Origin of the sequence: Mangrovibacter phragmitis (assembly GCF_001655675.1) — a bacterium.
GTDB lineage: Bacteria > Pseudomonadota > Gammaproteobacteria > Enterobacterales > Enterobacteriaceae > Mangrovibacter > Mangrovibacter phragmitis.
Genome location: NZ_LYRP01000047.1, coordinates 41991 through 67530, shown reverse-complemented (window position 1 = coordinate 67530; position 25540 = coordinate 41991). Strand labels below are relative to the sequence as shown.

The window sequence follows — 25540 nt, the reverse complement described above, 5'->3', positions numbered from 1 at the left end:
AGCAGATGATGCAATCACCGGGTGAATTGCGTTGGCCTGAGGGAAAACGCGGTTGTATGGCGCTGGCGTTTGATTTAGATGGCCCGACTGGCGATGCCATGCTTAATGGCAGTATCTGGTCTTCACCAGAGTACTTTACCTTTGGCTCTTATGGGCCATTTCGGGCACTCGGTCGTTTGCTCGATTTACTGCAAGACTTTCAGTTACCGGCCACTTTTTTTGTTCCGGCCTGGGTTGTTGAGCACTGGCCGGAACAATGCCGCGCCATAGTGGAACAAGGGCATGAAGTGGCATTTCATGGTTATCGGCACGAATCGTTTTTTGCCCTGAGCCCTGATGAACAGCATGCAGTGATGGCGAAATCCGCAGAAATTTTTCAACGCTATTTAGGTATTACCGCACGAGGGTTCCGTACCCCGTCGGGAGACTGGCAAGCCAGTACTCCTGAAGTGCTCAAGGCTGCAGGGGTTCTCTATTCGAGCAGTATGCGTGGCGATGACAGACCTTATTGCATTGAGGTTGCGGGTTTCCCGCCACTGGTGGAAATCCCCGGCAAGTGGGAAATGGATGACTATGCCTCACTGGCCTATACCCGTAACCCGGATTTTCCCAAAGGGGGAGACCGCACTGCCAGCTATGCACTGACGCTGGATAACTGGCAACGGGAATTTGATGGCGCCATGGATGAAGGATTATGCCTGACCACGTTGTTTCACCCCAAAATCTCCGGGCAGCCAGGCCGCATTTTGTTGCTGGAGAAATTCTTTGCCCATATGACTTCCCGTGGCGACGTGTGGTTTGCCCGTTGTGATGCTGTCGCAGCGTGGTATATGCAGGAGTGTCAACATGCCGGATAAAAACACAATGCTTACCGGGAGTACTTCGCCCTGGCCGCAGGGATACCGTTCTGCTGCGGTTATCACCATTGATTTTAATGATATCTACGGCATTTTGTCCCAGGCTCCTACTGTTGAAGGACGGGATAAAACATTGTCTGTCTGGCGTTATGGCACACTGCGCGGTGTGGACCGTTTACTGAACCTGTTGGCGAAAAAACAGGTGAAAACCACCTGGTGCCTGCCAGCTATTGTGGCGCAAGAACAGCCATTGCTGCTGGAGCGGATTTTGGCAGCAGGGCACGAAGTTGCCTGCGCAGGTGACCAGCACGAAGATTTTTCCGCTATGAGCCTGGAAGAACAGGTGGCTTGTGTCCGCCGCGCTACAGAGAAACTGACGGCGTTATGTGGCCGTGCCCCCCGGGGGTTTCGTACCCCCGCCGGGCAGTGGAAACCCGGGTTTGCCCAGGCACTGAGCGGCATGGGGTTTCAGTGGTCTTCCTGTTGGCGAGGCGACGACCTGCCTTATTTCCATCCGGGCACCTCTCTGGTTGAGTTACCGCTGCATTATGAACTGGAAGATGAACCCTATTTCGCGTTTAACCTCAGCCCGGCAGTACCACCAGGCCAGTCGCGTATCGCGTCATACCAGGAAACACTGGCGAATATGACCCAGGATTTTTACGGTTATCACCGGTTTGGTTTGTGTTACTTACTCCGTTTGCACCCGGAAATTATGGGTACGGCAGGCCGCATTTCATTACTGGAGGCGCTGATTGATACGCTGCAACAGCAACCTGTCTGGTTAACCACCGCGCAGTCTGTGGCCGAACACTGGCGTTCTTCTCAGCCCGCTAATACGCCAGACCACCCGGCGGAAGTATTCCAGCGGTTGTGGGCGCAACATCATGGCTGAATCCATGATTGATTATACGCACATGCTGGGGGAATTCATTGCCACTACAGGCTACAGGGATTTCCCTCCACACCTTGTTGAAAAAGCCAAACGCCACTTTTTAGATACCCTGGGCGCGACGCTTGCAGGCACAGACAGTGATATCTGGCATCAGTGTGCTGCCTTAGCCAGAGAAGAAGGCGGGCATGCACAGTCTCTCCTTGTGGGGCAGGCGTGGCGGGTAACCCCGCGCCAGTCAGCCTGGCTGAATGGTGTCGCTGCGCATATGTATGAACTGGATGATACCGGTGGCTGTGATCACTCCGGAGCAGTGGTAATGCCTGCCATTCTCGCGGCGTTACCACTGGTGGAGGAGGCCGTTGACGGGCAGCGTTTATTGACCGCGTTTATTATTGGTTATGATATTGGCCGTCGTGTGCTGGAAGCCTGTGGCGGTTACAACGCTCATAACGAAGCTGGCTGGCACTCGACAGCAACCTGCGGGGTATTTGGTGCTACCGCCGCAGTGTGCAGCCTGCTGCAGCTTTCTCCGGCTCAGTGTAGTGCTGCTCTGGGTATTGCGGGCAGTTTCAGTAGTGGCCTGTGGGCTTTCATTCATGATGGTTCGCAAACTAAAAAACTGCATGCTGGCCGGGCTGCCGAGAGTGGGCTGTTTGCCGCGCAACTGGCACAGAGAGGCATTCAGGGACCGGGCGCTGTTTTCGCTGAAAAATGGGGCGGTTTTTTGCAAACCATAGCGCCTCACAGCCAGCGCCCTGATGCACTGGTGGCATCGCTCGGGCAAGTCTGGAAACTGGCGCGTTGCTCAATCAAACCTTATGCATCATGCCGGGGAACCCATTCTGCGGTTGACGCACTGAACCAGTTGTTATCTGTGCAACCTTTGGCTCAGGTGAAGCGCATACATGTCAGGCTTAACCCATTTTTAATGGAGATGTGCGGTGGCCGGTCAACTGGCAGCCTGGCGGCGGCACAAATGAGCCTGCCTTATGCGCTTGCTGCCCGTCTATGTTATGGCAGCGTCGGGCTGGAAAGCTACAGTGAAGAAAAGCGGCTTTCGCCACAAGTGAGCGATATGCTGGCGCGCATTACTCTGGAGGTTGATGCGCTTCAACAAGGTGATGAAGAACCGGTTGTTATTTTACATACCACCCGTGGCAGTGTGACACAGGTACAGGTACCAGTGCCTTCGGGTTCGCCAGGCAACCCGCTGAGTGATGGAGCGTTGTTGGCTAAATTTGACCAACTGGCACGTCAGGTGTTATCAGCAGCGTCTTGCCGGGCACTGGAGCATGTTTGCCTGCATCTGGATGAATACCCGGATGTCGCTGTACTGTGCGGATTGCTGGGCAGGGAAGATGAGGAAACCTGAGTGATGGCGCAGGCGTGATAGCGAAAAATAACATTATGAACCGCAATAAAAAGAAGGAAACTGACTTCCTTCTTTTGTAGCAAATGTAGCGAGTTCATTGTAGTGATGTGTTTACTTTGCTGGAGTAAACTCAGGCAATGCCGGGTTTCAGAATGCGAATGTGCATATCCAGCACATCATTCCTGGTTTTTTCCCCGAATGCTTTCATATGCGGCGTTTCCAGGTGCGCTTTGAGATGTGCAGCACTTTCCCACACTTCAACCACGACAATGGAATCTGGCGCTGTTGCCTGAAAATCCAGAGCGGTATTCTCATCCACCATTGGGGTGTAGCCATGGCAACCTTCTTCCTGAAGAACAACAGGTACCAGGGTTTTAAATTCATTCAGCACGGCCTGGCGATGATGAACGCCTGGACGTGTGCGAATTTCAGCAATCACTGTCAGCATAAATTCACTCCTTTTTAAATGTGTTAACAGTTAAGCAAAAATCGCCCGCAGATGCTCGCGATATTGTGCAATATAATGTGGCACATCCGGTTGCTTAATCACATCATTGGCGATATATGTCGGCAGGCTTTCCAGGCCAATAAACTGATTGGCTTTGTGGAACGGCAGGTAGACGCCATCAACACCTGCGCCGTGGAAGAACTGCTCTTTGTCCGTAAACGCTTCCAGTGGTGCGTTCCAGGTGAGTGACAGCATATATTTCTTGCCCTGCAACAGCCCCCCTGAGCCATATTTTTTGCTGGCATCTGAACGGGTACGGCCATCACTGGCGTACAGGCTGCCGTGGCCAGCAGTGAACACATCATCCATGTATTTTTTAACGGTCCAGGGCGCACCCATCCACCAACCGGGCATTTGCCAGATAATAGCGTCAGCGGCCAGGAAGCGGGCAACTTCATCTTCCACATTATAATCGCTGTCGGCTACGCTCACTGTTACCTGGTGACCCAGCTCACGTAATTGAGCTACAGCTTCTTCGGTCAGTGTATTATTCAGTTGACCGGCGGAGTGCCCAAAAGATTTGGCGCCATTAACAATCAGTATGTTACTCATGGTCTCTTTCCGATAAGTTAAGATGCGGAGGATTTTATCGTGATGTGTATCACGCCTGTAGTGGAAAGACAGGCAAAGACTTTTGCTCTGAGGGCAATAATGCGCTTCTTGTGACTCTCCACGCCAGATAGGGTACTATCGGCCACAATATTGCCATTCAACTTTGCATTGGCCAGTCAGTTTGAGGGTTAAAAATTAATGAGTGAGATTACTCATGACGGCGTAGAACGCCGTGCTCTGCATGAATTTACGGAAAGTGCGTATCTCAATTACTCCATGTACGTCATCATGGATCGCGCATTACCATTTATTGGCGATGGCCTGAAACCCGTTCAGCGGCGCATTGTGTACTCCATGTCTGAACTGGGGCTCAATGCAGCGGCGAAATTCAAAAAATCAGCACGTACCGTCGGGGATGTGCTGGGTAAATACCATCCCCATGGCGACAGTGCCTGCTACGAAGCAATGGTACTGATGGCGCAACCCTTCTCTTACCGCTATCCGCTGGTAGATGGGCAGGGGAACTGGGGGGCACCGGATGATCCGAAGTCCTTCGCAGCGATGCGTTATACCGAATCCCGCTTGTCGCGTTATGCTGAAGTGCTGCTCAGTGAACTGGGCCAGGGAACGGTTGATTATGTCCCTAACTTTGACGGGACGCTCAGCGAACCGAAGATGCTGCCAGCCCGTTTGCCAAATATTCTGTTAAACGGCACCACCGGGATTGCTGTTGGTATGGCGACAGATATTCCGCCTCATAACTTGCGTGAAGTGGCTCAGGCAGCAGTAACCCTGATTGAAAACCCCAAAACCTCGCTGGATGCCTTGCTGGATATTATTCAGGGGCCGGATTACCCCACGGAAGCGGAAATTATTACTTCTCGTGAAGATATCCGTAGAATTTACCAGAACGGGCGTGGTTCTGTACGTATGCGTGCTGTCTGGAATAAAGAAGACGGTGCTGTGGTTATTACTGCACTGCCTTACCAGGTTTCCGGTGCGCGAGTGCTGGAACAAATCGCCAGCCAGATGCGGGCGAAAAAACTGCCGATGGTTGATGATCTGCGCGATGAATCCGACCACGAAAACCCAACTCGTCTGGTGATTGTACCGCGTTCTAATCGCGTGGATATGGAACAGGTGATGAACCACCTGTTTGCCACTACCGACCTTGAGAAAAGCTATCGCGTTAACCTGAACATGATTGGTTTGGATGGCCGCCCTGCGGTTAAAAACCTGCATGAAATTATCAGTGAGTGGTTAGTTTTCCGTCGTGACACAGTACGCCGCCGGTTGAGTTTCCGGCTGGAGAAAGTACTGAAACGGCTGCATATCCTCGAAGGTTTGTTGGTTGCGTTCCTCAACATTGATGAAGTTATTGAAATCATCCGCACTGAAGATGAACCGAAGCCCGCACTGATGTCGCGCTTTGGTATCTCAGATACTCAGGCGGAAGCAATTCTTGAACTGAAATTACGCCACCTTGCCCGCCTGGAAGAAGTGAAAATCCGTGGTGAGCAGAGTGATCTGGAAAAAGAACGCGATACACTGCAGGGCATTCTCGCTTCTGAGCGGAAAATGAATAACCTGCTGAAAAAAGAGTTGCAGGCAGATGCACAGGCTTATGGCGATGACCGCCGTTCTCCGTTACACGAACGTAGTGAAGCGAAGGCGATGAGCGACCATGAGATGATGCCGTCTGAACCCGTCACGATTGTGTTGTCGCAAATGGGTTGGGTTCGCAGTGCCAAGGGCCATGACATTGATGCCGCCGGGTTAAATTATAAAGCGGGCGACAGTTTTATGGCGGAGGCTAAAGGTAAGTCTAACCAGCCAGTGGTATTTATCGACTCAACCGGGCGTAGCTATGCGCTGGATCCTGTGAACCTGCCGTCTGCTCGTGGGCAAGGGGAGCCACTCACTGGTAAGCTGACGCTACCGCCGGGAGCGGTGGTTGAACAGGTTCTGATGGCACCGGATGAGCAAAAACTGTTGATGGCTTCCGATGCCGGTTACGGCTTTGTGTGTACCTTTAATGATCTGGTTGCCCGCAACCGCGCAGGCAAAGCAATGATTAGCCTGCCGGAAAATGCCCGGGTATTGCCGCCGTTATGGGTAAATCATGATGACGATATGTTACTGGCGATTACTGCCGCCGGGCGTATGCTGATGTTCCCGGTCCGTGATTTACCGCAACTCTCAAAAGGTAAAGGGAATAAAATTATCTCAATTCCTGCGGCGGAAGCCGTAAGCGGGAAAGATAAACTTGCCTGGTTGCGTGTTCTGCCGCCACAAAGCACAGTGACTATTCATGTTGGTAAGCGGAAACTGAAACTGCGTCCGGAAGAGTTACAGAAAGTCCATGCAGAGCGCGGGCGTCGGGGAACGGTGATGCGCGGTTTGCAGCGGATTGATAATATTGAAATAGACTCACCAGCCCGCGCTGACGATGACAGCGAGTCATAAACAGAACAGGGGAGTGGCGCTTCACTTCCCTGAATTCGTATGATTTTTTCACCTCACCATTGTTTGTGATGGCAAAGCGCCTGACAATGCATTCTCCAGTTATAATGGTTTGCTGGTCTGCAAATAGTGGTTGTTAATGTTATTCAGGGGACAGGATAAAAGGCGTTGAAACCTGCCTGAAACTGAAATTATACCAGGGCTCTGGTGAACATCGCCTGTGTCTTCAGAGGTTGCTATGCTTTTGATTATTCGTTTTATTATTGTTGTGCTCTACAGTCTTTTGGTGTGTGTTTTCGGTTCAATATATTGTCTCTTCAGCCCCAGAAACCCACGCCACGTTGCTACGTTTGGTCATCTTTTTGCCCGCCTGTCTACCGTATTTGGGTTAAAGGTGGAAATCCGCAAACCGTCCGGTGCAGAAAACTTTGGTAATGCTATTTACATTGCCAACCACCAGAACAACTACGATATGGTAACAGCGTCGTATATTGTTCAGCCAACAACCGTAACAGTTGGCAAGAAAAGTTTATTGTGGATCCCTTTTTTTGGGCAACTTTACTGGCTGACTGGCAATCTGCTGATAGACCGCAATAACCGGGCAAAAGCACATGGTACGATTGCCCAGGTCGTTCAGCAGATTCGCGAGCGTAATATCTCCATCTGGATGTTTCCAGAAGGGACACGAAGTCGTGGTCGTGGTTTGTTGCCTTTTAAAGCCGGGGCATTTCATGCAGCATTGGCTGCCGGAGTGCCTGTCATTCCCATCTGTGTTTCCAACACCAGCAATAAAATTAAACTCAATCGCTGGTGTAATGGGTTGGTGATAGTTGAAATGTTGCCACCTGTTGATACCAGCAACTTCGGTAAAGATCAGGTTCGTGAATTGTCTGCGCATTGCCGCCAGTTGATGGAAGAAAAAATTCGCGCACTGGATGAAGAAGTTGCTTTGCGCGAAGCGGGAAAAGTTACGTCCGAGAAAAACGTACAACGTTAGGCCTCTTTCCGGTCATTTTTAGGCGGGAAAGGTGTCCCGCCAAATTTCATTCAGTTTACATGGAGCAATTATGTCACTCAGCCGGCGTCAGTTTATTCAGGCATCTGGCATTGCACTGGGCGCTGGGGCGTTGCCGTTAAAAGCCAATGCGGCTACCCAGTTGCCTCTTCCTGTTCCGCCATTGCTGGAGTCCCGGCGCGGGCAACCTTTGTTTCTGACGCTGCAAAGCGCTCACTGGTCTTTTGCACCCGGAACGCGTGCTCAGGTATGGGGTTTTAACGGGCGCTACATGGGGCCCACCATTCGTGTATGGAATGGTGATGATGTTAAAATGATTTACAGCAACCGGTTAACGGAGAATGTCGCGATGACAATTTCCGGGTTGCAGGTTCCGGGGCCGCTAATGGGTGGTGCGGCACGCATGATGACACCCAACGCTGACTGGGCGCCAGTGCTGCCCATTCGCCAGCAGTCCGCCACATTGTGGTACCGCGCAAATACGCCAAACCGTTCCGCTGAGCAGGTTTACAAAGGGCTGGTGGGAATGTGGCTGGTGGAAGATGACATCAGTAAATCATTACCTGTCCCTAACCACTATGGGGTGGATGATTTCCCGGTCATCTTGCAGGACAAACGGCTGGATAACTTTGGCGCGCCAACCTACAGCGAACCTTCCGATGGCGGGTTTATTGGTGATACCTTGCTGGTCAATGGCGTACAGGGTCCTTATGTCGACGTCTCGCGAGGCTGGGTGCGCCTGCGTTTACTTAATGCGTCGAATGCCCGGCGTTACCTGTTACGTATGTCTGATGGCAGACCGCTGCACGTTATCTCCAGTGATCAGGGTTTTTTACCGGCACCCGTATCCGTTTCTCAGCTCTCTCTTGCCCCCGGTGAACGTCGCGAAGTGCTGGTGGATATGAGCAATGGTGATGCCGTCTCCATTACCTGCGGGGAATCTGCTGGCATAATGGAACGCATTCGTGGCTTTTTTGAACCATCCAGCATCCTGATTTCGACGCTGGTGTTGACGCTGCGGCCGACAGGCTTGTTGCCCCTGGTGACCACTCCACTTCCTGCCCGTCTTTTGCCAGAAGATATTATTGCCGGTAGCTCAACGCGCAGCCGTGATATTTCACTGGGTGATGATCCGGGTATTAATGGTCAGTTGTGGGACGTCAACCGCATAGATATTGAGACCTTGCAAGGGACCTGGGAGCGCTGGACCGTACACGCTAATACGCCCCAGGCTTTCCATATTGAAGGTGTCATGTTCCAGGTGCGTAATGTGAATGGCGCATCCCCCTTCCCGGAAGACCGGGGCTGGAAAGATACCGTCTGGGTTGACGGGCAGGTGGAATTGCTGGTGTATTTCGGCCAGCCGTCCTGGCCGCATTTCCCCTTCCTGTATTCCAGCCAGACACTGGAACTGGCCGACAGGGGCTCAATTGGGCAGCTATTAGTTCAACCTGCATCCTGATGCTTATCCACCTGATATCACTGAGCATTCAGGGGTATCAGGTGGCAGTTAAGTGAGCATAATTTGTTCAGCCCTCTTCTTTTCCGGCACTAACCCGGCGTATAATCGCGGCCCTTTGATATCTTTTTACTTTTTTTCGGAAGCAATATGAGCCGTACCAGCCTGATTCAGCCCGAGCGCGACCTTTTTTCATGGCCCCAGTATTGGGCTGCCTGCTTTGGTCCTGCCCCTTTTCTGCCCATGTCCCGCAAGGAGATGGACCAATTAGGCTGGGATAGCTGCGATATTATTCTGGTTACCGGTGATGCCTATGTTGACCACCCGAGTTTCGGGATGGCGATTTGCGGCCGTATGCTGGAAGCGCAAGGGTTTCGTGTTGGGATTATTTCCCAGCCAGACTGGACCAGTAAAGACGCGTTTATGGCACTGGGCAAACCCAACCTGTTCTTCGGTGTGACCGCGGGCAATATGGACTCCATGATTAACCGCTACACAGCAGACCGGAAATTGCGCCACGACGACGCATACACACCGGATAACGTCGCAGGTAAACGCCCGGATCGTGCTACCCTGGTTTACACTCAGCGCTGCAAAGAAGCCTGGAGCGATGTGCCGGTTATCCTTGGCGGTATTGAAGCCAGCCTGCGCCGCACTGCGCATTATGATTACTGGTCTGATACCGTTCGCCGTTCCGTGTTGATTGATGCCAAAGCAGATATGCTGATGTTTGGCAATGGCGAGCGCCCACTGGTAGAAGTGGCACACCGCTTATCGCAGGGTGAGCCCATCAGTGAAATTAAAGATGTGCGCAATACTGCGATTATTGTTCGTGAAGCGCTGCCAGGTTGGGAAGGGGTGGACTCCACTCGCCTGGATACTCCTGGTAAGATAGACCCAATCCCGCATCCTTATGGCGAGGATTTGCCTTGTGCGGATAATAACAAAACCGTTGAAGTGGGCGCGGGGGCAAAAGCAGAAGCCATCGTGGTACAGCCGCCAAAACTAAAGCAAAAGCCCTGGGAAAAGACCTACATTCTGTTGCCATCCTATGAAAAAGTGAAAGGCGACAAAGTCTTGTATGCCCATGCATCACGGATCCTGCACCATGAAACCAACCCTGGTTGTGCACGGGCATTAATGCAAAAACAGGGTGACCGGTATATCTGGATAAATCCACCGGCCATTCCGCTTTCCACCGAAGAGATGGACAGCGTGTTCGCACTGCCTTATAAACGCGTACCGCATCCGTCATATGGCGACAGCCGTATCCCTGCCTATGAAATGATCCGTTTTTCGGTCAATATTATGCGTGGCTGCTTCGGTGGGTGTACTTTCTGTTCAATCACCGAACATGAAGGGCGCATTATCCAGAGCCGCTCAGAAGATTCAATCATCAATGAAATTGAAGCGATCCGCGATACTGTGCCGGGCTTTACTGGTGTGATTTCCGACCTGGGCGGGCCAACAGCCAATATGTACATGTTGCGCTGTAAATCCCCGCGTGCTGAGCAAACCTGCCGCCGCTTATCCTGTGTCTACCCGGATATCTGCCCGCACATGGATACCGATCACCAGCCGACGATTGACTTGTATCGCCGGGCTCGTGACCTGAGTGGTATTAAAAAGATCCTGATAGCTTCTGGTGTACGTTACGATCTGGCGGTTGAAGACCCGCGCTACATTAAAGAACTGGCAACCCACCATGTGGGCGGTTATTTGAAGATTGCGCCTGAACATACCGAAGAAGGTCCGTTATCGAAGATGATGAAGCCAGGTATGGGAAGCTATCATCGTTTCAAAGAGCTGTTTGACAGTTACTCAAAACAGGCTGGTAAAGAGCAGTACCTGATCCCTTACTTTATTTCTGCGCATCCAGGTACGCGAGATGAAGATATGGTTAATCTTGCATTGTGGTTGAAGAAACACCGTTTCCGCCTGGACCAGGTACAAAACTTCTACCCGTCGCCGCTGGCAAATGCCACCACGATGTATTACACCGGCAAAAATCCGTTGTCTAAAGTGAATTACAAGAGTGAAGATATTGTGGTGCCGCGTGGCGATAAGCAACGACGCCTGCATAAAGCTTTGCTGCGTTACCATGATCCGGCTAACTGGCCGTTGATTCGCTCTGCACTGGAAGCGATGGGGAAAAAGCACCTGATAGGCCCACGGCGTGAGTGCCTTGTGCCGTCACCAACGATGGAAGAAATGCGCGAAGCACGTCGCCAGAATCGTAAGAGCCAGACCGCACTGACACGCCATACACCAATGGCTCATCAACGCCGGTCTCCTCAGTCGGCAACGGGTCGCGCACCTCAGTCTGCAACTACAAGTACAGGTCGCACATCTCAGGCTGCACCTGGGCGCTCACCCCAGGCCGCGCAAAAGCGCCGTAAACCTCAGTCCAGACAAGGCTAAAGCAGGTTGGCTTAACAAATGAAACAACGCCCTTCGTAATGAAGGGCGTTTGTTTTTTGCGAGGCGCTTATATCGCCCTGCTTTGGCAAGATGCCAGTGGCAGCCTTATGCCCCAAACTTATCCGGATCCGGGCCAATCCGCTTACCACAATCCAGTTTTGCCATCTCTGCCAGTTCTTCTTTTTCCAGGCGGAAATCCCAGACATTGAAGTTTTCAGCAATGCGCGATGGGGTTACCGATTTTGGTATCACAACCAGTCCGTTATCCAGGTGCCAGCGGATAATAATTTGCGCGGGCGATTTCCCGTATTTGTCTGCCAGATGACGAATAATCTTCTGCTCAAAAATACCTTCACCAGCCCGGGCCAGTGGGCTCCAGGATTCCGTTTGTATTTGGTGGGTGGCATTCCATGCATGCAATGCACGCTGCTGAAATAACGGGTGCAGTTCAATCTGATTAATCACCGGGTGAACGCCCGTTTCATCAATAATGTGCTGCAGGTGATCAATATTGAAGTTGCAGACACCAATACTCTTCACCAGCCCTTGCTGTTGAAGGTCAATCATACTTTTCCAGGCTTCAATGTAGTGGCCTTTCGCCGGGACTGGCCAGTGCATCAGCCACAGGTCGATATAATCAAGCTGTAGCTTTTCAAGACTTGCCTGAAGTGCCTGCGCAGGTTGCAGGTGGTCACTGTTCCAGAGTTTGGTGGTGATAAATAAGTCTTCGCGGGGGACATGACTGTTTTTTAATGCCTGGCCAACGCCTTCTTCGTTGTGGTAGGCGGCTGCGGTATCTATGGCCCGGTAGCCCACATCCAGTGCACTACTTATGGCGGTCAGCACTTCTTCATTGCTGGCCTGCCAGACACCTAAGCCAAGTTGCGGCATCAGGTTTCCATCGTTCAGCTTTATTACACTTGCATTCGCCATTCTCTCCTCCTTTATTGAGCTGCCACCCGTAGCAGGTGGCAGCGAAGGGTCGAAATCAGGATTGGTGCAGACTGGTTAGCGAGCCGCCTCATAAATCCGGCGGCTTACGTCCAGGGTAATATCCTGATGCTCACCCAGGTTGGTCATGCCGTGTTCTTCCAGTTTAGACAATAAGGCCGGAATAGTGCTGCCATCCAGACCATAATCGGATAAATGTGTCGGAATCCCCATATTTTCAAAGAACTGGCGAGTGGCATTAATGGCCGCATCAATGCGGGCGTCTTCACTTCCTTCAGTGATATTCCATACACGTTCAGCATACTGCAGCAGTTTTTCACGCTTCTGCTCGCGTTTTTCATTCAGCAAAGCGGGCAGAACAATGGCCAGCGTTTGACCGTGATCCAGGCCGTGCATTGCTGTGAGCTCGTGTCCCAGCATGTGTGTTGCCCAGTCTTGCGGTACACCTGCACCAATCAGGCCATTGAGCGCCATGGTGGCAGCCCACATGATATTCGCACGGACATCATAGTTCTCAGGCTCTTTCAACGCGACAGGGCCTTCTTCTTTCAGTGTCAGTAACAGGCCTTCTGCAAAACGATCCTGAACTTTCGCGTTAACCGGATAAGTGATGTATTGCTCAACAGTATGAACGAATGCATCAACTACACCATTTGCCACCTGGCGGGCTGGTAACGTGTAGGTATAAACTGGATCGAGAACAGCAAACAGAGGCTGAACATGAGGCGACATAAATGCGCGTTTGTCACCCGTTGAACGGCGAGACACCACGGCGCCACTGTTGGATTCGGATCCGGTTGCTGGCAGTGTCAGCACGGAGCCGAGCGGCAGAGCGTCTTTGATATTGCCGCCCCAGGTTTCCAGTATTTCCCAGGGATCCACGCCATCCTGATATTTTGCCGCTGCGGCAATAAACTTCGTACCATCCAGCACGGAACCGCCACCCACAGCCAGTAAGAATGTGATGTTTTCTTGCTTAACCACTTCTACGGCTTTCATGAGGGTTTCATATGCCGGGTTCGGTTCAATGCCACCAAAAGTTTGAACATTTAAACCATCCAGCGCAGTGAGCACCTGGTCAAGCACGCCAGTCTTTTTCACGCTACCACCACCATAGGTGATAAGAATGCGGGCATCTGCCGGAATATTTTCGCGCAGTGAAGACAGCGCACCTTTACCAAATAAAATGCGGGTAGGGGTATGTAAATCGAAATTGTTCATGGGGTGTACCCTTCAATAATTAGTTATGCCCTGTGGGGCGTTGGCGGTTATTGTCTGATTCTGCGCCCGATTGCTCAATGCTCATTTCTGCAATTGATTTGCCTATTTCTACAAAACAATGGAGAAAGAATTCATTTTGAGTACACTACCTCTTGTCCGAATACTCTCTGCCTGGTAAGTAAAAATGAGCCGTGAAGAAATTTGTTTAACCTTAAAAAATAAGGTTAATCATCTGATAAACATAAAAAATACTTCGAATTTTTTTGATGGTGAAATTAGCCTGCTCTATGGGGAGTCTCCGTATCCCCGCACGCCGGTAATGTACGAACCAGGTGTTGTTTTTCTCTTTTCGGGCCACAAAACGGGTTATCTGAATGATCGTGTTTTTCGCTATGATGTAAACGAATATTTATTGCTGACTGTGCCACTGCCTTTTGAATGTGAAACCACAGCAACACCAGAAGAACCGCTTGCCGGGCTACGTATCAACATTAATATTATGCAGTTACAGGCTTTGCTTATGGATATTGGTGAAGAACCGGAATTCCAGCCGCATCCGGTTTCCAGTGGTATTCATTCCGCACCTTTATCAGAACCGATTTTGTGTGCCGTGGAACGGTTGCTGGATGTACTGGAAAAACCGCTGGATGCGCGCATCCTGGGTAAAGCCATCATTCGGGAAATTCTCTACCATTTACTTACCGGGCCAGTGGGGGGAGCATTGCTGGCCCTGGTCAGCCGCCATACCCATTTTAGCCTGATCAGCCGGGCATTGCGGCGCATTGAAACTCAGTATCGTGATAACCTGACTGTCGACCAGTTGGCGATGGAGGCGAACATGAGCGTATCAGCGTTTCACCATAATTTTAAATCCGTCACCAGCACCTCACCGTTGCAGTACCTGAAAACCTACCGGTTACACAAAGCGCGTTTATTGATGCTGCATGACGGGATGAAAGCAGGAGCAGCGGCCATTCAGGTGGGTTACGAAAGCCCTTCTCAGTTCAGCCGGGAATTTAAACGTTACTTCGGGCTGACGCCCGGGGAAGATATTCTGAGAATGCGGGCGACACAAACGGGCACCCGCAATCTGCTGAACACCACTGGCCGCCAGTAGAATTCTGGCCGTAGCCTAGTTAACCGGGCGGTTATTGTTTGTCACAACGCCGCCCATCGGCTTTTTTTTAACGGCAACAATGATGGCGCCCAGTAACCCGGCAACCAGCAGAACAACCGGTAAAATCATTAAACCAGTCATGACCTGGTCTTCATGGCGCTTTACAAACGGAATCATACTCAGCGCATAACCCAGACCAGTAACTGTACCTACCCACAACACAGCACTCAGCCAGTTATAAAACTGGAACCGACGGTTAGACAGCCCGGACAACCCGGCAATGACGGGCAAAATGGTACGCACAAACGCTAAAAAACGCCCCACTAACAGTGCCAGCAGTCCGTGACGGTCAAATAAGCAGGTGGCACGCTGGTGATATTGTGAAGGCAGTTGATGTAACCAGCCTTTGACGATGCGGGTATTGCCCAGCCAGCGGCCCTGCAGGTAGCTCAGCCAGCAACCAAGGCTGGCGGCGGCGGTGAGCAACAATAATGTAGAAGTAAAATCCATTACTCCCCGGCCAATCATTGCGCCAGCGAGTAACAGCAGGCTGTCCCCGGGAAGAAAGGCTGCAGGCAACAAACCATTCTCAAGGAACAGTGTCGCGAACATGATGCAATACACGATACCGATAACATGTGGATTAGTCAGAGCCACAAAATCATGATGCCAAAGTGCAGCGATGATATTTTCGATAACAACCATGAAACATCCCGTGGAACAGCTTAAATTATAGTAATTGTACCTGACGGATACAGTTTAACACCTTGATCCGGCGCTCAACATGGCACATCCCATACTCATGTATGACAACTTTTTGCAGACTTAAACCAAACTGAGTTAACCAATGCGCTCCAGCCCGGCGGCGAGGTCGTCAATCAGGTCAGACACATTCTCAAGACCGATATGCACGCGTACCAGGGTGCCAGTAAAGTCTACCTCACTCTCCGGCCTGATGGCGGCAATTTCTTCAGGTTGATTCGCTAAAATGAGTGACTCAAACCCGCCCCAGGAGTAGGCCATGCTGAAATGGCTGAAGTTGTCCAGAAAATGGGCAAACTCAGCTTCACTAAGGCGTTTTTTCAAAATAAAAGAGAACAACCCGCTACAACCGGTAAAATCGCGCTTCCAAAATTCATGGCCTTTACTGCCGGGTAAAGCCGGGTGGTTAACGCGCTCAACAGCCGGGTGCTGCTGCAACCAGGTGGCAACAGCAATGCTGCTTTCCTGATGTTGTTTCAGGCGCACACCCAGGGTACGTAAGCCGCGACTGGTCATATACGCGGTATCTGCATCCACCATTTGCCCCATCAGGTAAGCATTTTCACGCAACTGTTCCCAGCAACGGGCGTTGGAAACTGCTGTGCCAACCATCGCATCGGAATGGCCAATCAAATATTTCGTGCCAGCCTGAATTGAGATATCGACACCAAAATCCAGAGCTTTAAACAGCACACCCGCAGACCAGGTATTGTCCATCATGATGATGGCATTGGGGGCTTTCTCTCGTACTGCTTTGACGATAGCCGGGACATCATGAACTTCCATCGTGATGGAACCCGGCGATTCCAGAAAAACAATACGCGTTTCCGGGCGGACCAGTTTGGCAATATCTGCGCCAGCCAGTGGGTCAAACCAGGAGGTGGTAACGCCTAACCGTGAGAGGATTTTGGTGCACAAATCCTGGGTCGGTTCATATGCTGTGCGGGTTACCAGAATATGATCACCTTGTTCAACAAAGGCCAGAATGGTATTAGCAACGGCGGCAGCTCCGCAGGGGAACAGCGCGCAACCAGCGCCACCTTCCAGCTCACACATAGCTTCCTGTAAGGAGAAATGTGTGAGGGTGCCGCGTCGGCCATAAAATAACTCACCTGTTGCCCTGCCTGCTGTGGCCTGCTTTTTGGCACTGACGGACTCAAATACCAGCGAAGATGCCCGCTGGATAACACTGTTCACAGAGCCCTGGGTATAGCGCTTGTTACGGCCAGCAGTAATCAGCGCGGTTTCAAGATGTTTCTCTGACATTGCCTGTCCCTTTATACGTCTGGATGTCTAAATAAGTTAACACGCTTCTGGCGGAACCGGCACAGGGAAATGACCTTCATAAGAAAAAGTGCGATAAATAGCAGTCAATTGCTGTCCTGGCGCAAAGAAACAGAGTGTGAGCCAGATCATTATGTAAATAGTAATGAGAACGACTATCAATTCGACACTATTTTGATATGATACCGACAATATTCGTTTTTTTCATGTTGGTCCTGGAGATTGACTGTGGCAGAAAATTTGATGCAGGCGGATTTGTCCGTCTGGGGTATGTATCATCATGCCGATATTGTGGTGAAACTGGTCATGATTGGCCTGTTGTTCGCCTCCGTGGTCACATGGGCGCTGTTCTTTCGCAAATTTACTGAACTGCTTGCCTGGAAACGCCGCCTTAATGGTGAGTATTCCGCACTCTCAAGTGCCCGCTCTTTAGATGAAGCCAGCGAAACTGCGGCAGGTTTTCACACCAGCAGTTTGAGTGCTCAGTTAATTAATGAAGCACAAGACGAGTTGGTCCTTTCAGAAGGGAGTACTGATAACGAAGGCATCAAATCGCGTACCAGTTTCCGTCTGGAGCGCCGTGTTGCGGCAACCGGGCGTTATCTGGGGCGCGGTAATGGCTTTTTGGCGACTATTGGTGCAATTTCACCGTTCGTTGGGCTGTTTGGTACAGTCTGGGGCATCATGAACAGCTTTATTGGTATTGCGCAGTCGCAAACAACGAACCTGGCCGTTGTGGCTCCAGGCATCGCTGAAGCGTTGCTGGCAACCGCAGTTGGCCTTATCGCTGCGATTCCAGCCGTGGTGATTTATAATGTTTTCGCCCGCATGATTGGCGCTTATAAAGCATCACTGGGTGATGTGGCCGCACAAGTGTTGTTACTGCAAAGCCGCGATCTGGATTTGGCTGCGAGCTGTGAAACACGTAATATCCAGCCAGCTCAGAAACTGCGTGCAGGTTGATGCCTTATGGCTATGCATTTTAATGAGAACTCAGACGACAGCGCCGAGATGCACGATATCAATGTCACACCTTTTATTGATGTGATGCTGGTTTTGCTGATTATCTTTATGGTGGCTGCACCACTGGCGACAGTTGACGTAAAAGTGAACTTACCGGGGTCATCCAGCGAGCCGCAACCCAGGCCGGAAAAACCTTTGTATCTGTCAGTCAAAGCAGACAAAACATTGTTTATCGGCGATGAACCTGTGACTGAGCAGAACATGGTGGATGTCCTGAACACCATGACAGAAGGGAAGAAAGACACCACTATCTTTTTCCGTGCGGATAAAACGGTGGATTATGAAACCCTGATGCATGTGATGGATATGCTGCAACAGGCCGGGTATCTCAAAATTGGCCTGGTAGCGCAAGAAAGTAACCCTGCGGCCGGGGCAGCAGCAGGCCCAACGGGTGCCTCACCACAACCCGCGCAATCATCACAGCCGTCAGGTGCGGCAGCGAAGTAATTTACATCGGAGTGACTGTTTGATGACCTGTTGGTTCATCGCGCAGGTTCTCTGCCAGTCAGTTTGATGAAAATAGCCGGTTTTTATCTGTTCCCGGTAAGAAAGCTGGCTTGCTCTGCTTCTTACCGGTATCGGGGCGTGGCATTGGCCACGCTTTTTTTATGTGTGAAAGAACGTGCCAGAAAACTGAGAGGGAATAAGGCTAGCTTTCGAGTGCTGAAGACGTTTTAAACTGGCCGTCAACCAGTTTGCGGGACACTTCCAGTGTTTGTGCTTCATGAGTACGAAACTGCTGGTAATGTGCCTCAATACGCGCCATGACTTTTTCTTTTAGCTCCGGGTTGTTAGCCAGTAACTGGCACAACACGCTGCCATAAACTTCTTCTTTCACCTGGAATGCGTACAGCGCTTTACGGTTTTGCCACTTCAACTCAACCAGAGCCGCCGGAATGCTGGAGACTTTACGGGTATAACGGTCTACCACCTCGTTTTTATAAAGCCGCAGTGACTGTAAATTTCTACTTAAGATAAATTGGTGCTTATTTTCAGTATTTAAAGTGAAATTTTTATTAATTGATTGAGCCTGTTCAGACATAGGGCTAATCCTCAAACCGGTAAAACAAAGGTGATTTAACTTCGCTGGTAATTAAATTAAGCCAAATTTTTTCACCCTGCTCATTTGTTTCTACGGTCTTTTGTGTGATTAGCTCAGAAAGAGCTTCCTGGGTAATTTCATTTTCTGCGACTAATTCTTTTAGTACCCGGGCAAAGGTTTCTATTTTAGCAACGCGAAATAATCGCTCTTTGAAATAGCGGTCGTGTTCTTCCAGAAGGGCGTTCTTCGGCAGGCCAATACGCCCCGGTTGAGAGACGCTGCTGAGAATTTCAACCTCGAGTTCCTGAAGCTTTTCAGTAACTAAAGTGAAATCAGATGGAGTGTCAGAACTTTCTTGCGGTGATTCCGGAACTATATAGTGATACCGCCCGGGCACCAGGTTATCTGGCAGCATAACTAATAAGCCTTTTATATCAAAAAGATAAAATTATTCAGGGCGAGTGTAACGTTGACAATAACATGTTGTAAAATTAAAATCAAAAAAAAGGAGTGTAAATGTGAGCCTCACTATTTATCTCGTCTTTATATTATTAATACTACTGGGTGGGGTGCTTGTTTTAATGCGCGATAATAAAAAGAGCGCAAAACAGGAACAGCAACAGCCTTTATATTCACAACCCTCATTAACACCAGAGCAAGGGGAGGATCAGTTTGCCCGTTTGATCAACCACATTACCCCACCCTGGTACTGGCGGGTGAATAACGAGTACATTGATTTTGTCCGCATAACAGTTAAGCAAATGGGCATTGATAAAATCACGTCGACACCTGGGTTGTTTGATGCCCAGCGGCGTTGCAGCGACCTCAACTCAGCGGTGTACAAATACTATGACAATCTGAAAAAGCGCTGTATGAATGGGGAAGTGATTGGCTACTCAGATATTGAAGTGCTGAATCTGCGCCAGTGTTTCTATGAGTTCAGCCTGAGTGCTTATCCGGAACTGGTTGCGATTGTGTGGCCTGCTTACCAGCGCCCTGTGGTTTCGCTTGGGGATGTATAACGGTTATGCAGAAGGAAACCCGGCCAGGCGAAGAATTAGCGCCTGCCGGGTAAGTATCACATCAGCCCCAGCAATTTCGGTATGAACAGCGAAATTTCAGGGATATAGGTTATCATCATGAGTGAAATAAACAGGGCGGCATAGAAGGGCAGCAACGGTTTAATCAGGTTCTGGATCTTCACGCCAGAGATGGAACACCCGACAAACAGCGCACTCCCTACAGGTGGTGTCAGCAGACCAATACACAGGTTGGCTACCATCATTATTCCGAAATGTACCGGATCCATTCCCAGTGTCTGCGCAATCGGCAGGAAAATAGGGGTGAAAATCAGTACTGCGGGCGTCATATCCATGAAGATACCTACCACCAGCAACACTACGTTAATCATCAGCAGAATAACGAGCGGGTTATCAGAGATACCCATCATGGCATCACTAATCATGTAGGGGATATCGGCGTTGGTCATAGCCCACGACATGCCCACTGAGCAGCCAATCAGCAACAACACGATGGATGTGGTGACAACAGACTCCAGAATAAGCCCGGGCAAATCACGCCATTTTACTTCCCGGTAAACCAGCACTGAAAGGATAAAGGTATACACCACAGCGATGGCGGAAGCCTCGGTGGCGGTAAACACCCCACCTAAAATCCCACCCATAACGATAAACACTAATAACAGGCTGGGCAGTGCATCCAGAAGCGCTTTCAGCGCCTGGCGAGCTGTTGGGCGTGGCGACAATGGATAGTTGCGTTTACGTGCCAAAAACCAACAAACCAGCATGATGGAAAAACCCATCAGAATGCCCGGCAGGTAACCCGCCATAAACAGCGATGCCACAGAAACGCCGCCAGCTGTCAGTGAAAAGACAATCAGCACGTTTGATGGCGGTATCAATAACCCGGTAATACAGGAAGAAACGTTAATGGCTGTTGAAAACTCGGGGGCATACCCTTCTTTTTTCTGAATAGGATCCAGAGTGCCACCTACTGCGGCGGCAGCTGCAACAGCTGAACCTGAGATGGAACCAAACATCATGTTAGCCAGTACGTTGACATGGCCCAGAGAACCCGGCACCCGGCCAACCATCACTTGCGCCAGGTTGATTAACCTGATGGCTATTCCACCACTGTTCATCAGGATCCCCGCAAAAATAAAAAACGGGATGGCGAGTAGTGCGAAGTTATCCAGACCATTAGCCAGGCGCTGGGTGACGGTGATAATGGCGATATCCCACGGGAACATCAGCGCCATGGATGTGACAGTCGCTATCCCGATTGAAAACGAGATAGGCACGCCGATAAAAACCAGAATAAAGAAACTACCAAACAGGGCGAGAGCAATATAACTTTCCATTACGGGGCAACCTCATCCGGATGGCGTAAGCGGTGAATATCATGGGCAATAAACCATAAGGAATAGAACATCATGACGGCGCCACTTAACGGCAGAACAAAATAGACATAACCCACAGGAATTTGCATGGCTGCAGACACTTGCGCAGTGGCAAGGGTTTTTTCAATCAGCTTCAGGCCGCCGGAAATAATCACGCCACCCGCAAACAGAAAAATAAACAGGTTAATTAAGATGTTGAGAACCTGTTTCTTCCGCTCACTCAGGCTGAGCGCCAGAATATCAATTGATAAATGGCGTTGTGCCCCTACGGTATAGGCGGCGCCCAGTAAGCCTACCCATATCATCAAAAAGCGTGCCAGCTCATCTGTCATGGTACTGGGCTGTCCTAGCACATAACGGCTGAATACCTGCCAGACGACGCAGACAACAAGGGCTACCATTACCAGGATAGAAAAGGTCGCAATAATCCGGTCAACCACCCATTTAATACGGTCGAAGATCATTTTTGTTTTCCTGATTAAAAAAGGCGGGCTTCAAGCCCGCCAGAGGTCCGTCACTGTGGCGCGGCGGCTTCAAACTTGGCAAGCAAGGCTGCTTGTTTAGGATCTTTGGCAAAATCGTCGTAAAGCGGTTTAACAGCAGCACGGAACGGCGCTTTATCCACTTTTACAAAAGTGGCTCCCATTGAAATGGCTTTCTCGCGTGACTCTTTGTCCACTTCATCCCACAGTTTCTGTTCATAAACTTCAGAATCGGTAGCAGCTTTAGCCAGAATCTGCTGTTGTTCTGGTGTCAGCTTGTTCCATGTTTTGGTCGACATCACCAGAAAATCAGGAATGGAGGTGTGTTCATCTTCAGAGAACACTTTGGCAATTTCGATATGACGTGTTTGTACCCAGGATGGCACATTGTTTTCAGCACCATCCACCACGCCTTGCTGCATGGCTGTATACACTTCACCGAAAGAAATAGGGGTAGGTGAACCGCCCATTAACTCAATCATTTTCAGTGTGGTTGGGCTCGCCTGGACACGAATTTTCATGCCTTTCAGGTCTTCAGGTTTAGTAATGGGTTTTTTCGCGTAGAAACTACGGGTTCCGGCAACATAGGCTGCCATGGTGAAGAAGCCTTTATCCTTGGTGGAGTTCATGATTTCTTTGCCCACTTCACCGTAGACGACATTGTTAAAGTGCTGCTGGTTTTTGAACAGATAAGGCAGGTTGTAGATGGCGTATACGTTGTCGAATGACTCCAGATCGCTGGCTGAACCTTTTGTCATATCCAGCGCACCATTTTGCAGTAACTCCATGGTTTCTCTGGCGCTGCCCATTTGGCTACTGGGGTAAATACGGATTTGCATATTGCCGTGGGAAAGCTCTTTGACTTCTTTCGCCATCTGTTCAAAGGCTTTGTGAACCACATGGCTGCGCTCAAGGTTATGAGCCAGTTTAAGCGTAACTTTTTCTGCAGCACTGGCATTGCCGGCGCAGAGGGTCAAAATTGCTGCGCCCAGCAGGCTACGGGAAAAAGAGGTCAGTTTCATAACACATTCTCCGAAGGATAATTAAGGCGTAACGCTTGTGTAATAAAATGTAATTATTGGTTTTGATGTATGACATCTTATCTTACTTGTCGGATAGCATTTGTTAGTTTGGTTCACATTTTTCCGGATGAAAGCCCTGGATGACTATTTCTGTGAATGAGATCACCTGAATTAACTTCATCAGGTTATTCAGTTTTCAGCCTGTCGCGCGGTGCAATAGTTACTGATGACACTTATCAGTCCGCAATATTTTCCTGCTTTATTCATGTCATAGTGTGTTTTAATTGGTTACTTAAAAGTGCTATTTGAAATAGGTATGACAACTTCTTGTATTGGTCTGTTGCCAGCGGGAAACCTGAGTATTGATGGTTCTCTGCTTTAAATTATAAAAATGAAACGTTGGTTTATTTTATTAGGGAAAATTGTTCTAATAAAAAAAACGCCGACAGGGATGCAGAAGTGATTCAGTTTAGTAACTCAGATTTTTCGACGTGCAAGGCGCGCTTTCAGGGTCACCCTGGGTTTATTCAGGCTCTTCGTGAAGATAACCACGCTATTTTGTCCTGGCCAGTACTGGTGCCTGAAACCGCAATTGCGACATGGAACCTTTACTATTTTTGCCCGGAACACGGTGTACGGCTTAACTGGAACCGCCAGTCTCCAGACGCACATTGCTGCCCGGTAGATGGCAAAATATGGCGTGGCCAACCTTGGGATGGCGCATGGTGGCGTGGGCTTAATGGTCTTAATGCAAAAGCTTGTTATCAGTTAGGGCTACTCTGGCAACTTACCGGGGACACGGAATATCTCGACAAAGTACGCCAGATATTGCTGGGTTACGCCAAATATTATCCGGACTATGAAGTCCATGGTGGCATTCCCTGTAATGGCCCTGGAAAAGCCAATGCCCAAACATTGTGTGAAGCGAATTGTCACCTGGAGTTTGCTCTGGGCTATGACTTCATTCGTGATGCGCTTAGCCATGAAGAACAGCGCTATATTGGACAACGGTTGTTGCGGGAAGGCGCTGATTTTCTGATAGCGCACCGCGTCAGGCAATTACATAACCATGAAGTAAAAATCAGTGCCACAGTGGGAGTTATTGGTTTAATTCTCGGGGATACAGACTACCTGGAGTTCGCGGTTAACAGTGATTATGGGTTGCGTTATCAACTTGAGCACGGGTTACTGGATGAAGGATTGTGGTTCGAGGGATCGGTCCATTATCATTTTTATGCACTGCAAGGTTTCTGTGCTTTTGAAAAACTGGCCCGTGGAACCCGCTGGAGTTTGTTGTCACTACCCGGCTACCAAAAGATGCTTGATTTTCCGCTGGATTTACTGCTGCCTGACGGCACTTTCCCACCCATAAATGATTGTATTACCGGCCAGCAAGCACTCACGCATTCCCATATTTATGAGTTTTTCTATGCGGTATACGGCAAGCCGCGTTATGGTGCAGTGCTTCACACTATCTACCAAAAGCAACCCCGTAATAATCTGGATGCCTTGCTATATGGCGTCAGCATACTGCCAGATACCTTCCCGGCTCTGGTTCCCGACGAAACCCTCCATGCACCGGGAGCCGGGTTGACACTACTGCGCCAGCCTGGCTCTGACCAGGCGTTATTGCTAAAACACGCCCCATTTGGAGGTGAGCATGATCACCATGACTGTCTGGGAATCATGCTGTTCAACCAGGGCCACCACTGGTTGCCAGACCTGGGAACAACAGGTTATGGCGCACCTGCGCATTACCAGTATTATAAAAACAGTGCTACCCATAACACACTGAGTATTGGGCGAACCAATCAGCCTCCTGCTATACCCCAGGTTATCAACTGGCAACAAGAGCCAGCTTTTTGTTGGTTACAAACCAAAGTGAGTTGGGAAGGTGTGTTGCCACCGCTGGACAGCCATTACCCACCCGCAACAGATACCGAACTTTGGCAGGGGGTTGTTTTTCGCCGCAATATCTTGTGGTTAGCGGGTATGGCTGTGGATGTGGTTGAAGTTGAGAACCCGCACCAGCAGGAACTGGACTTTACTCTGCATGTGGACGCAAGCCTGGCTGAAAGCCCTGCGGGCAAGGCGTGCCAATGGCCCGGGCAAGGAGTGGATGCGTATTTTCATTCTGTCACCCGTCGCCCATTCAATGGGGTGATGCCACTTCATTTTCACCACGAAGATAAACAGTTACCGGTGTGGCTGGCGAGTGAGCAGGAAACCGCTTTATACACAGCTCTGGCTCCGGCGAACCCGGTAACCCGGAATATCAGCTACCTGGTGGTGCGTAGCAACCAGGCTCGTTACCACCTGATCACGCTGTATGATTTAAGCGGGAGAAACAGTATTTCGCTTATTGATGTTGCATGGCAACCAGGAAGCGTGGCGCTTCACATTAACCAGTGCGGGGCACGCCAGGTGATGACCCTTCCGTGGAACAAAGGGACTCCGCAGATTATTGATTAACCAGCCCTGATCCGGGCGGTACTGTCTTCGGGTATACCGCCTGTTTATTCCTCCCCGGTATTGATTCTCACCAGGGCTTTATCTCTGAAGTCCGAATACGTGTTTGTGTTGCTACCTGTTGGTTAGTGCTGAGTAGCCCCGCTATGTTGCTTTATATCCAGTTTGAGTATTGGGGTGTGTTTATACAGCAGTCATCTTTCTGG

The 25540-nt window shown here is 50.1% G+C and carries 22 protein-coding genes and 1 pseudogene; 12 read left to right on the top strand and 11 right to left on the bottom strand.

Features of this window, described 5'->3' with window-relative positions; genetic code table 11:
* Positions 1 to 8 precede the first annotated feature (8 nt).
* Genes A9B99_RS19245 through A9B99_RS19235 form a run of 3 tightly spaced genes read left to right on the top strand, consistent with a single transcriptional unit; the run spans position 9 to position 3124 of the window.
* Positions 9 to 857, top strand: a complete 849-nt coding sequence (locus A9B99_RS19245) for a polysaccharide deacetylase family protein (RefSeq protein ID WP_064600397.1) — start codon at positions 9 to 11, stop codon at positions 855 to 857.
* Positions 847 to 1752, top strand: coding sequence for a polysaccharide deacetylase family protein (locus tag A9B99_RS19240; RefSeq protein WP_082917913.1), 906 nt, complete (start codon positions 847 to 849; stop codon positions 1750 to 1752). The genes A9B99_RS19245 and A9B99_RS19240 overlap by 11 nt, the downstream gene beginning before the upstream one ends.
* Positions 1745 to 3124, top strand: a complete 1380-nt coding sequence (locus A9B99_RS19235) for an MmgE/PrpD family protein (RefSeq protein WP_156519106.1) — start codon at positions 1745 to 1747, stop codon at positions 3122 to 3124. Before A9B99_RS19240 ends, A9B99_RS19235 begins: the two co-directional genes overlap by 8 nt.
* Positions 3125 to 3254: 130 nt before the next feature.
* Here A9B99_RS19235 and A9B99_RS19230 read toward each other — a convergent pair whose 3' ends face one another.
* A complete protein-coding gene (locus tag A9B99_RS19230; RefSeq protein WP_064600396.1) occupies positions 3255 to 3572 on the bottom strand; it encodes a putative quinol monooxygenase in 318 nt (105 codons plus the stop codon).
* Between the two features lie 30 nt (positions 3573 to 3602).
* Positions 3603 to 4184: an NAD(P)H-dependent oxidoreductase gene (locus A9B99_RS19225; RefSeq protein ID WP_064600391.1), complete on the bottom strand. Its 582-nt coding sequence runs from the start codon at positions 4182 to 4184 to the stop codon at positions 3603 to 3605.
* Positions 4185 to 4382: 198 nt separating this feature from the next.
* Here A9B99_RS19225 and parC point away from each other — a divergent pair, with 198 nt between their 5' ends.
* The 4 genes from parC to A9B99_RS19205 all read left to right on the top strand — a co-directional run bounded on the left by parC (position 4383) and on the right by A9B99_RS19205 (position 11542).
* Positions 4383 to 6650, top strand: a complete 2268-nt coding sequence (gene parC / locus A9B99_RS19220; protein ID WP_064600389.1) for a DNA topoisomerase IV subunit A — start codon at positions 4383 to 4385, stop codon at positions 6648 to 6650.
* A 235-nt stretch (positions 6651 to 6885) separates the two neighbouring features.
* Positions 6886 to 7644, top strand: coding sequence for a 1-acylglycerol-3-phosphate O-acyltransferase (locus A9B99_RS19215; RefSeq protein WP_064600387.1), 759 nt, complete (start codon positions 6886 to 6888; stop codon positions 7642 to 7644).
* A gap of 70 nt (positions 7645 to 7714) precedes the next feature.
* The gene (ftsP, locus tag A9B99_RS19210; protein ID WP_064600386.1) at positions 7715 to 9124 is read left to right on the top strand and encodes a cell division protein FtsP; all 1410 of its coding nucleotides are present in this window, start codon (positions 7715 to 7717) and stop codon (positions 9122 to 9124) included.
* A 147-nt stretch (positions 9125 to 9271) separates the two neighbouring features.
* Positions 9272 to 11542: a YgiQ family radical SAM protein gene (locus tag A9B99_RS19205; protein WP_064600384.1), complete on the top strand. Its 2271-nt coding sequence runs from the start codon at positions 9272 to 9274 to the stop codon at positions 11540 to 11542.
* A 105-nt stretch (positions 11543 to 11647) separates the two neighbouring features.
* Here A9B99_RS19205 and dkgA read toward each other — a convergent pair whose 3' ends face one another.
* A complete protein-coding gene (dkgA, locus tag A9B99_RS19200; RefSeq protein ID WP_064600383.1) occupies positions 11648 to 12475 on the bottom strand; it encodes a 2,5-didehydrogluconate reductase DkgA in 828 nt (275 codons plus the stop codon).
* A gap of 75 nt (positions 12476 to 12550) precedes the next feature.
* On the bottom strand, positions 12551 to 13714 hold the full coding sequence (yqhD, locus tag A9B99_RS19195) for an alcohol dehydrogenase (RefSeq protein WP_064600382.1): 1164 nt from the start codon (positions 13712 to 13714) through the stop codon (positions 12551 to 12553).
* A 184-nt stretch (positions 13715 to 13898) separates the two neighbouring features.
* Here yqhD and A9B99_RS19190 point away from each other — a divergent pair, with 184 nt between their 5' ends.
* Complete coding sequence (locus tag A9B99_RS19190) at positions 13899 to 14831, top strand: AraC family transcriptional regulator (protein ID WP_064600381.1); 933 nt, start codon at positions 13899 to 13901, stop codon at positions 14829 to 14831.
* Positions 14832 to 14846: 15 nt separating this feature from the next.
* Here the strand turns inward: A9B99_RS19190 and A9B99_RS19185 are convergent, their stop codons facing one another.
* Entirely contained in the window at positions 14847 to 15536 is a 690-nt protein-coding gene (locus A9B99_RS19185; RefSeq protein WP_064600379.1) for a DedA family protein, read from the bottom strand.
* A 135-nt stretch (positions 15537 to 15671) separates the two neighbouring features.
* On the bottom strand, positions 15672 to 16859 hold the full coding sequence (gene metC, locus A9B99_RS19180; RefSeq protein ID WP_064600377.1) for a cystathionine beta-lyase: 1188 nt from the start codon (positions 16857 to 16859) through the stop codon (positions 15672 to 15674).
* Between the two features lie 246 nt (positions 16860 to 17105).
* On the opposite strand from metC, the gene exbB reads away from it, so the two are divergent.
* Both exbB and exbD read left to right on the top strand, forming a co-directional pair.
* Positions 17106 to 17840 (top strand): tol-pal system-associated acyl-CoA thioesterase, encoded by a 735-nt coding sequence (gene exbB, locus A9B99_RS19175; protein WP_156519105.1) that lies wholly within the window; start codon positions 17106 to 17108, stop codon positions 17838 to 17840.
* A 6-nt stretch (positions 17841 to 17846) separates the two neighbouring features.
* Positions 17847 to 18266 (top strand): annotated as a pseudogene (gene exbD, locus A9B99_RS19170) (TonB system transport protein ExbD); the annotation flags it as partial.
* Between the two features lie 283 nt (positions 18267 to 18549).
* On the opposite strand, the gene A9B99_RS19165 reads toward exbD, so the two are convergent.
* The gene (locus A9B99_RS19165; protein WP_064600375.1) at positions 18550 to 18942 is read right to left on the bottom strand and encodes a hypothetical protein; all 393 of its coding nucleotides are present in this window, start codon (positions 18940 to 18942) and stop codon (positions 18550 to 18552) included.
* 4 nt (positions 18943 to 18946) lie between these two features.
* Positions 18947 to 19357 (bottom strand): hypothetical protein, encoded by a 411-nt coding sequence (locus A9B99_RS19160; RefSeq protein WP_064600373.1) that lies wholly within the window; start codon positions 19355 to 19357, stop codon positions 18947 to 18949.
* A 103-nt stretch (positions 19358 to 19460) separates the two neighbouring features.
* Between A9B99_RS19160 and A9B99_RS19155 the strand changes: the two genes are divergently transcribed.
* Positions 19461 to 19964: an ESA_00282 family adhesion-associated protein gene (locus tag A9B99_RS19155; protein ID WP_064600371.1), complete on the top strand. Its 504-nt coding sequence runs from the start codon at positions 19461 to 19463 to the stop codon at positions 19962 to 19964.
* Positions 19965 to 20020: 56 nt separating this feature from the next.
* On the opposite strand, the gene A9B99_RS19150 is transcribed toward A9B99_RS19155, so the two are convergent.
* From A9B99_RS19150 to A9B99_RS19140, 3 genes are read right to left on the bottom strand one after another with little or no spacing between them, the layout of a single operon-like run.
* The gene (locus tag A9B99_RS19150; RefSeq protein WP_064600370.1) at positions 20021 to 21322 is read right to left on the bottom strand and encodes a TRAP transporter large permease; all 1302 of its coding nucleotides are present in this window, start codon (positions 21320 to 21322) and stop codon (positions 20021 to 20023) included.
* Positions 21322 to 21825: a TRAP transporter small permease gene (locus A9B99_RS19145; RefSeq protein ID WP_064600368.1), complete on the bottom strand. Its 504-nt coding sequence runs from the start codon at positions 21823 to 21825 to the stop codon at positions 21322 to 21324. Before A9B99_RS19145 ends, A9B99_RS19150 begins: the two co-directional genes overlap by 1 nt.
* 50 nt (positions 21826 to 21875) lie before the next feature.
* Positions 21876 to 22865: a TRAP transporter substrate-binding protein gene (locus tag A9B99_RS19140; protein WP_064600366.1), complete on the bottom strand. Its 990-nt coding sequence runs from the start codon at positions 22863 to 22865 to the stop codon at positions 21876 to 21878.
* 459 nt (positions 22866 to 23324) lie between these two features.
* On the opposite strand from A9B99_RS19140, the gene A9B99_RS19135 reads away from it, so the two are divergent.
* On the top strand, positions 23325 to 25337 hold the full coding sequence (locus A9B99_RS19135) for a heparinase II/III domain-containing protein (RefSeq protein WP_064600364.1): 2013 nt from the start codon (positions 23325 to 23327) through the stop codon (positions 25335 to 25337).
* Positions 25338 to 25540: the final 203 nt, after the last annotated feature.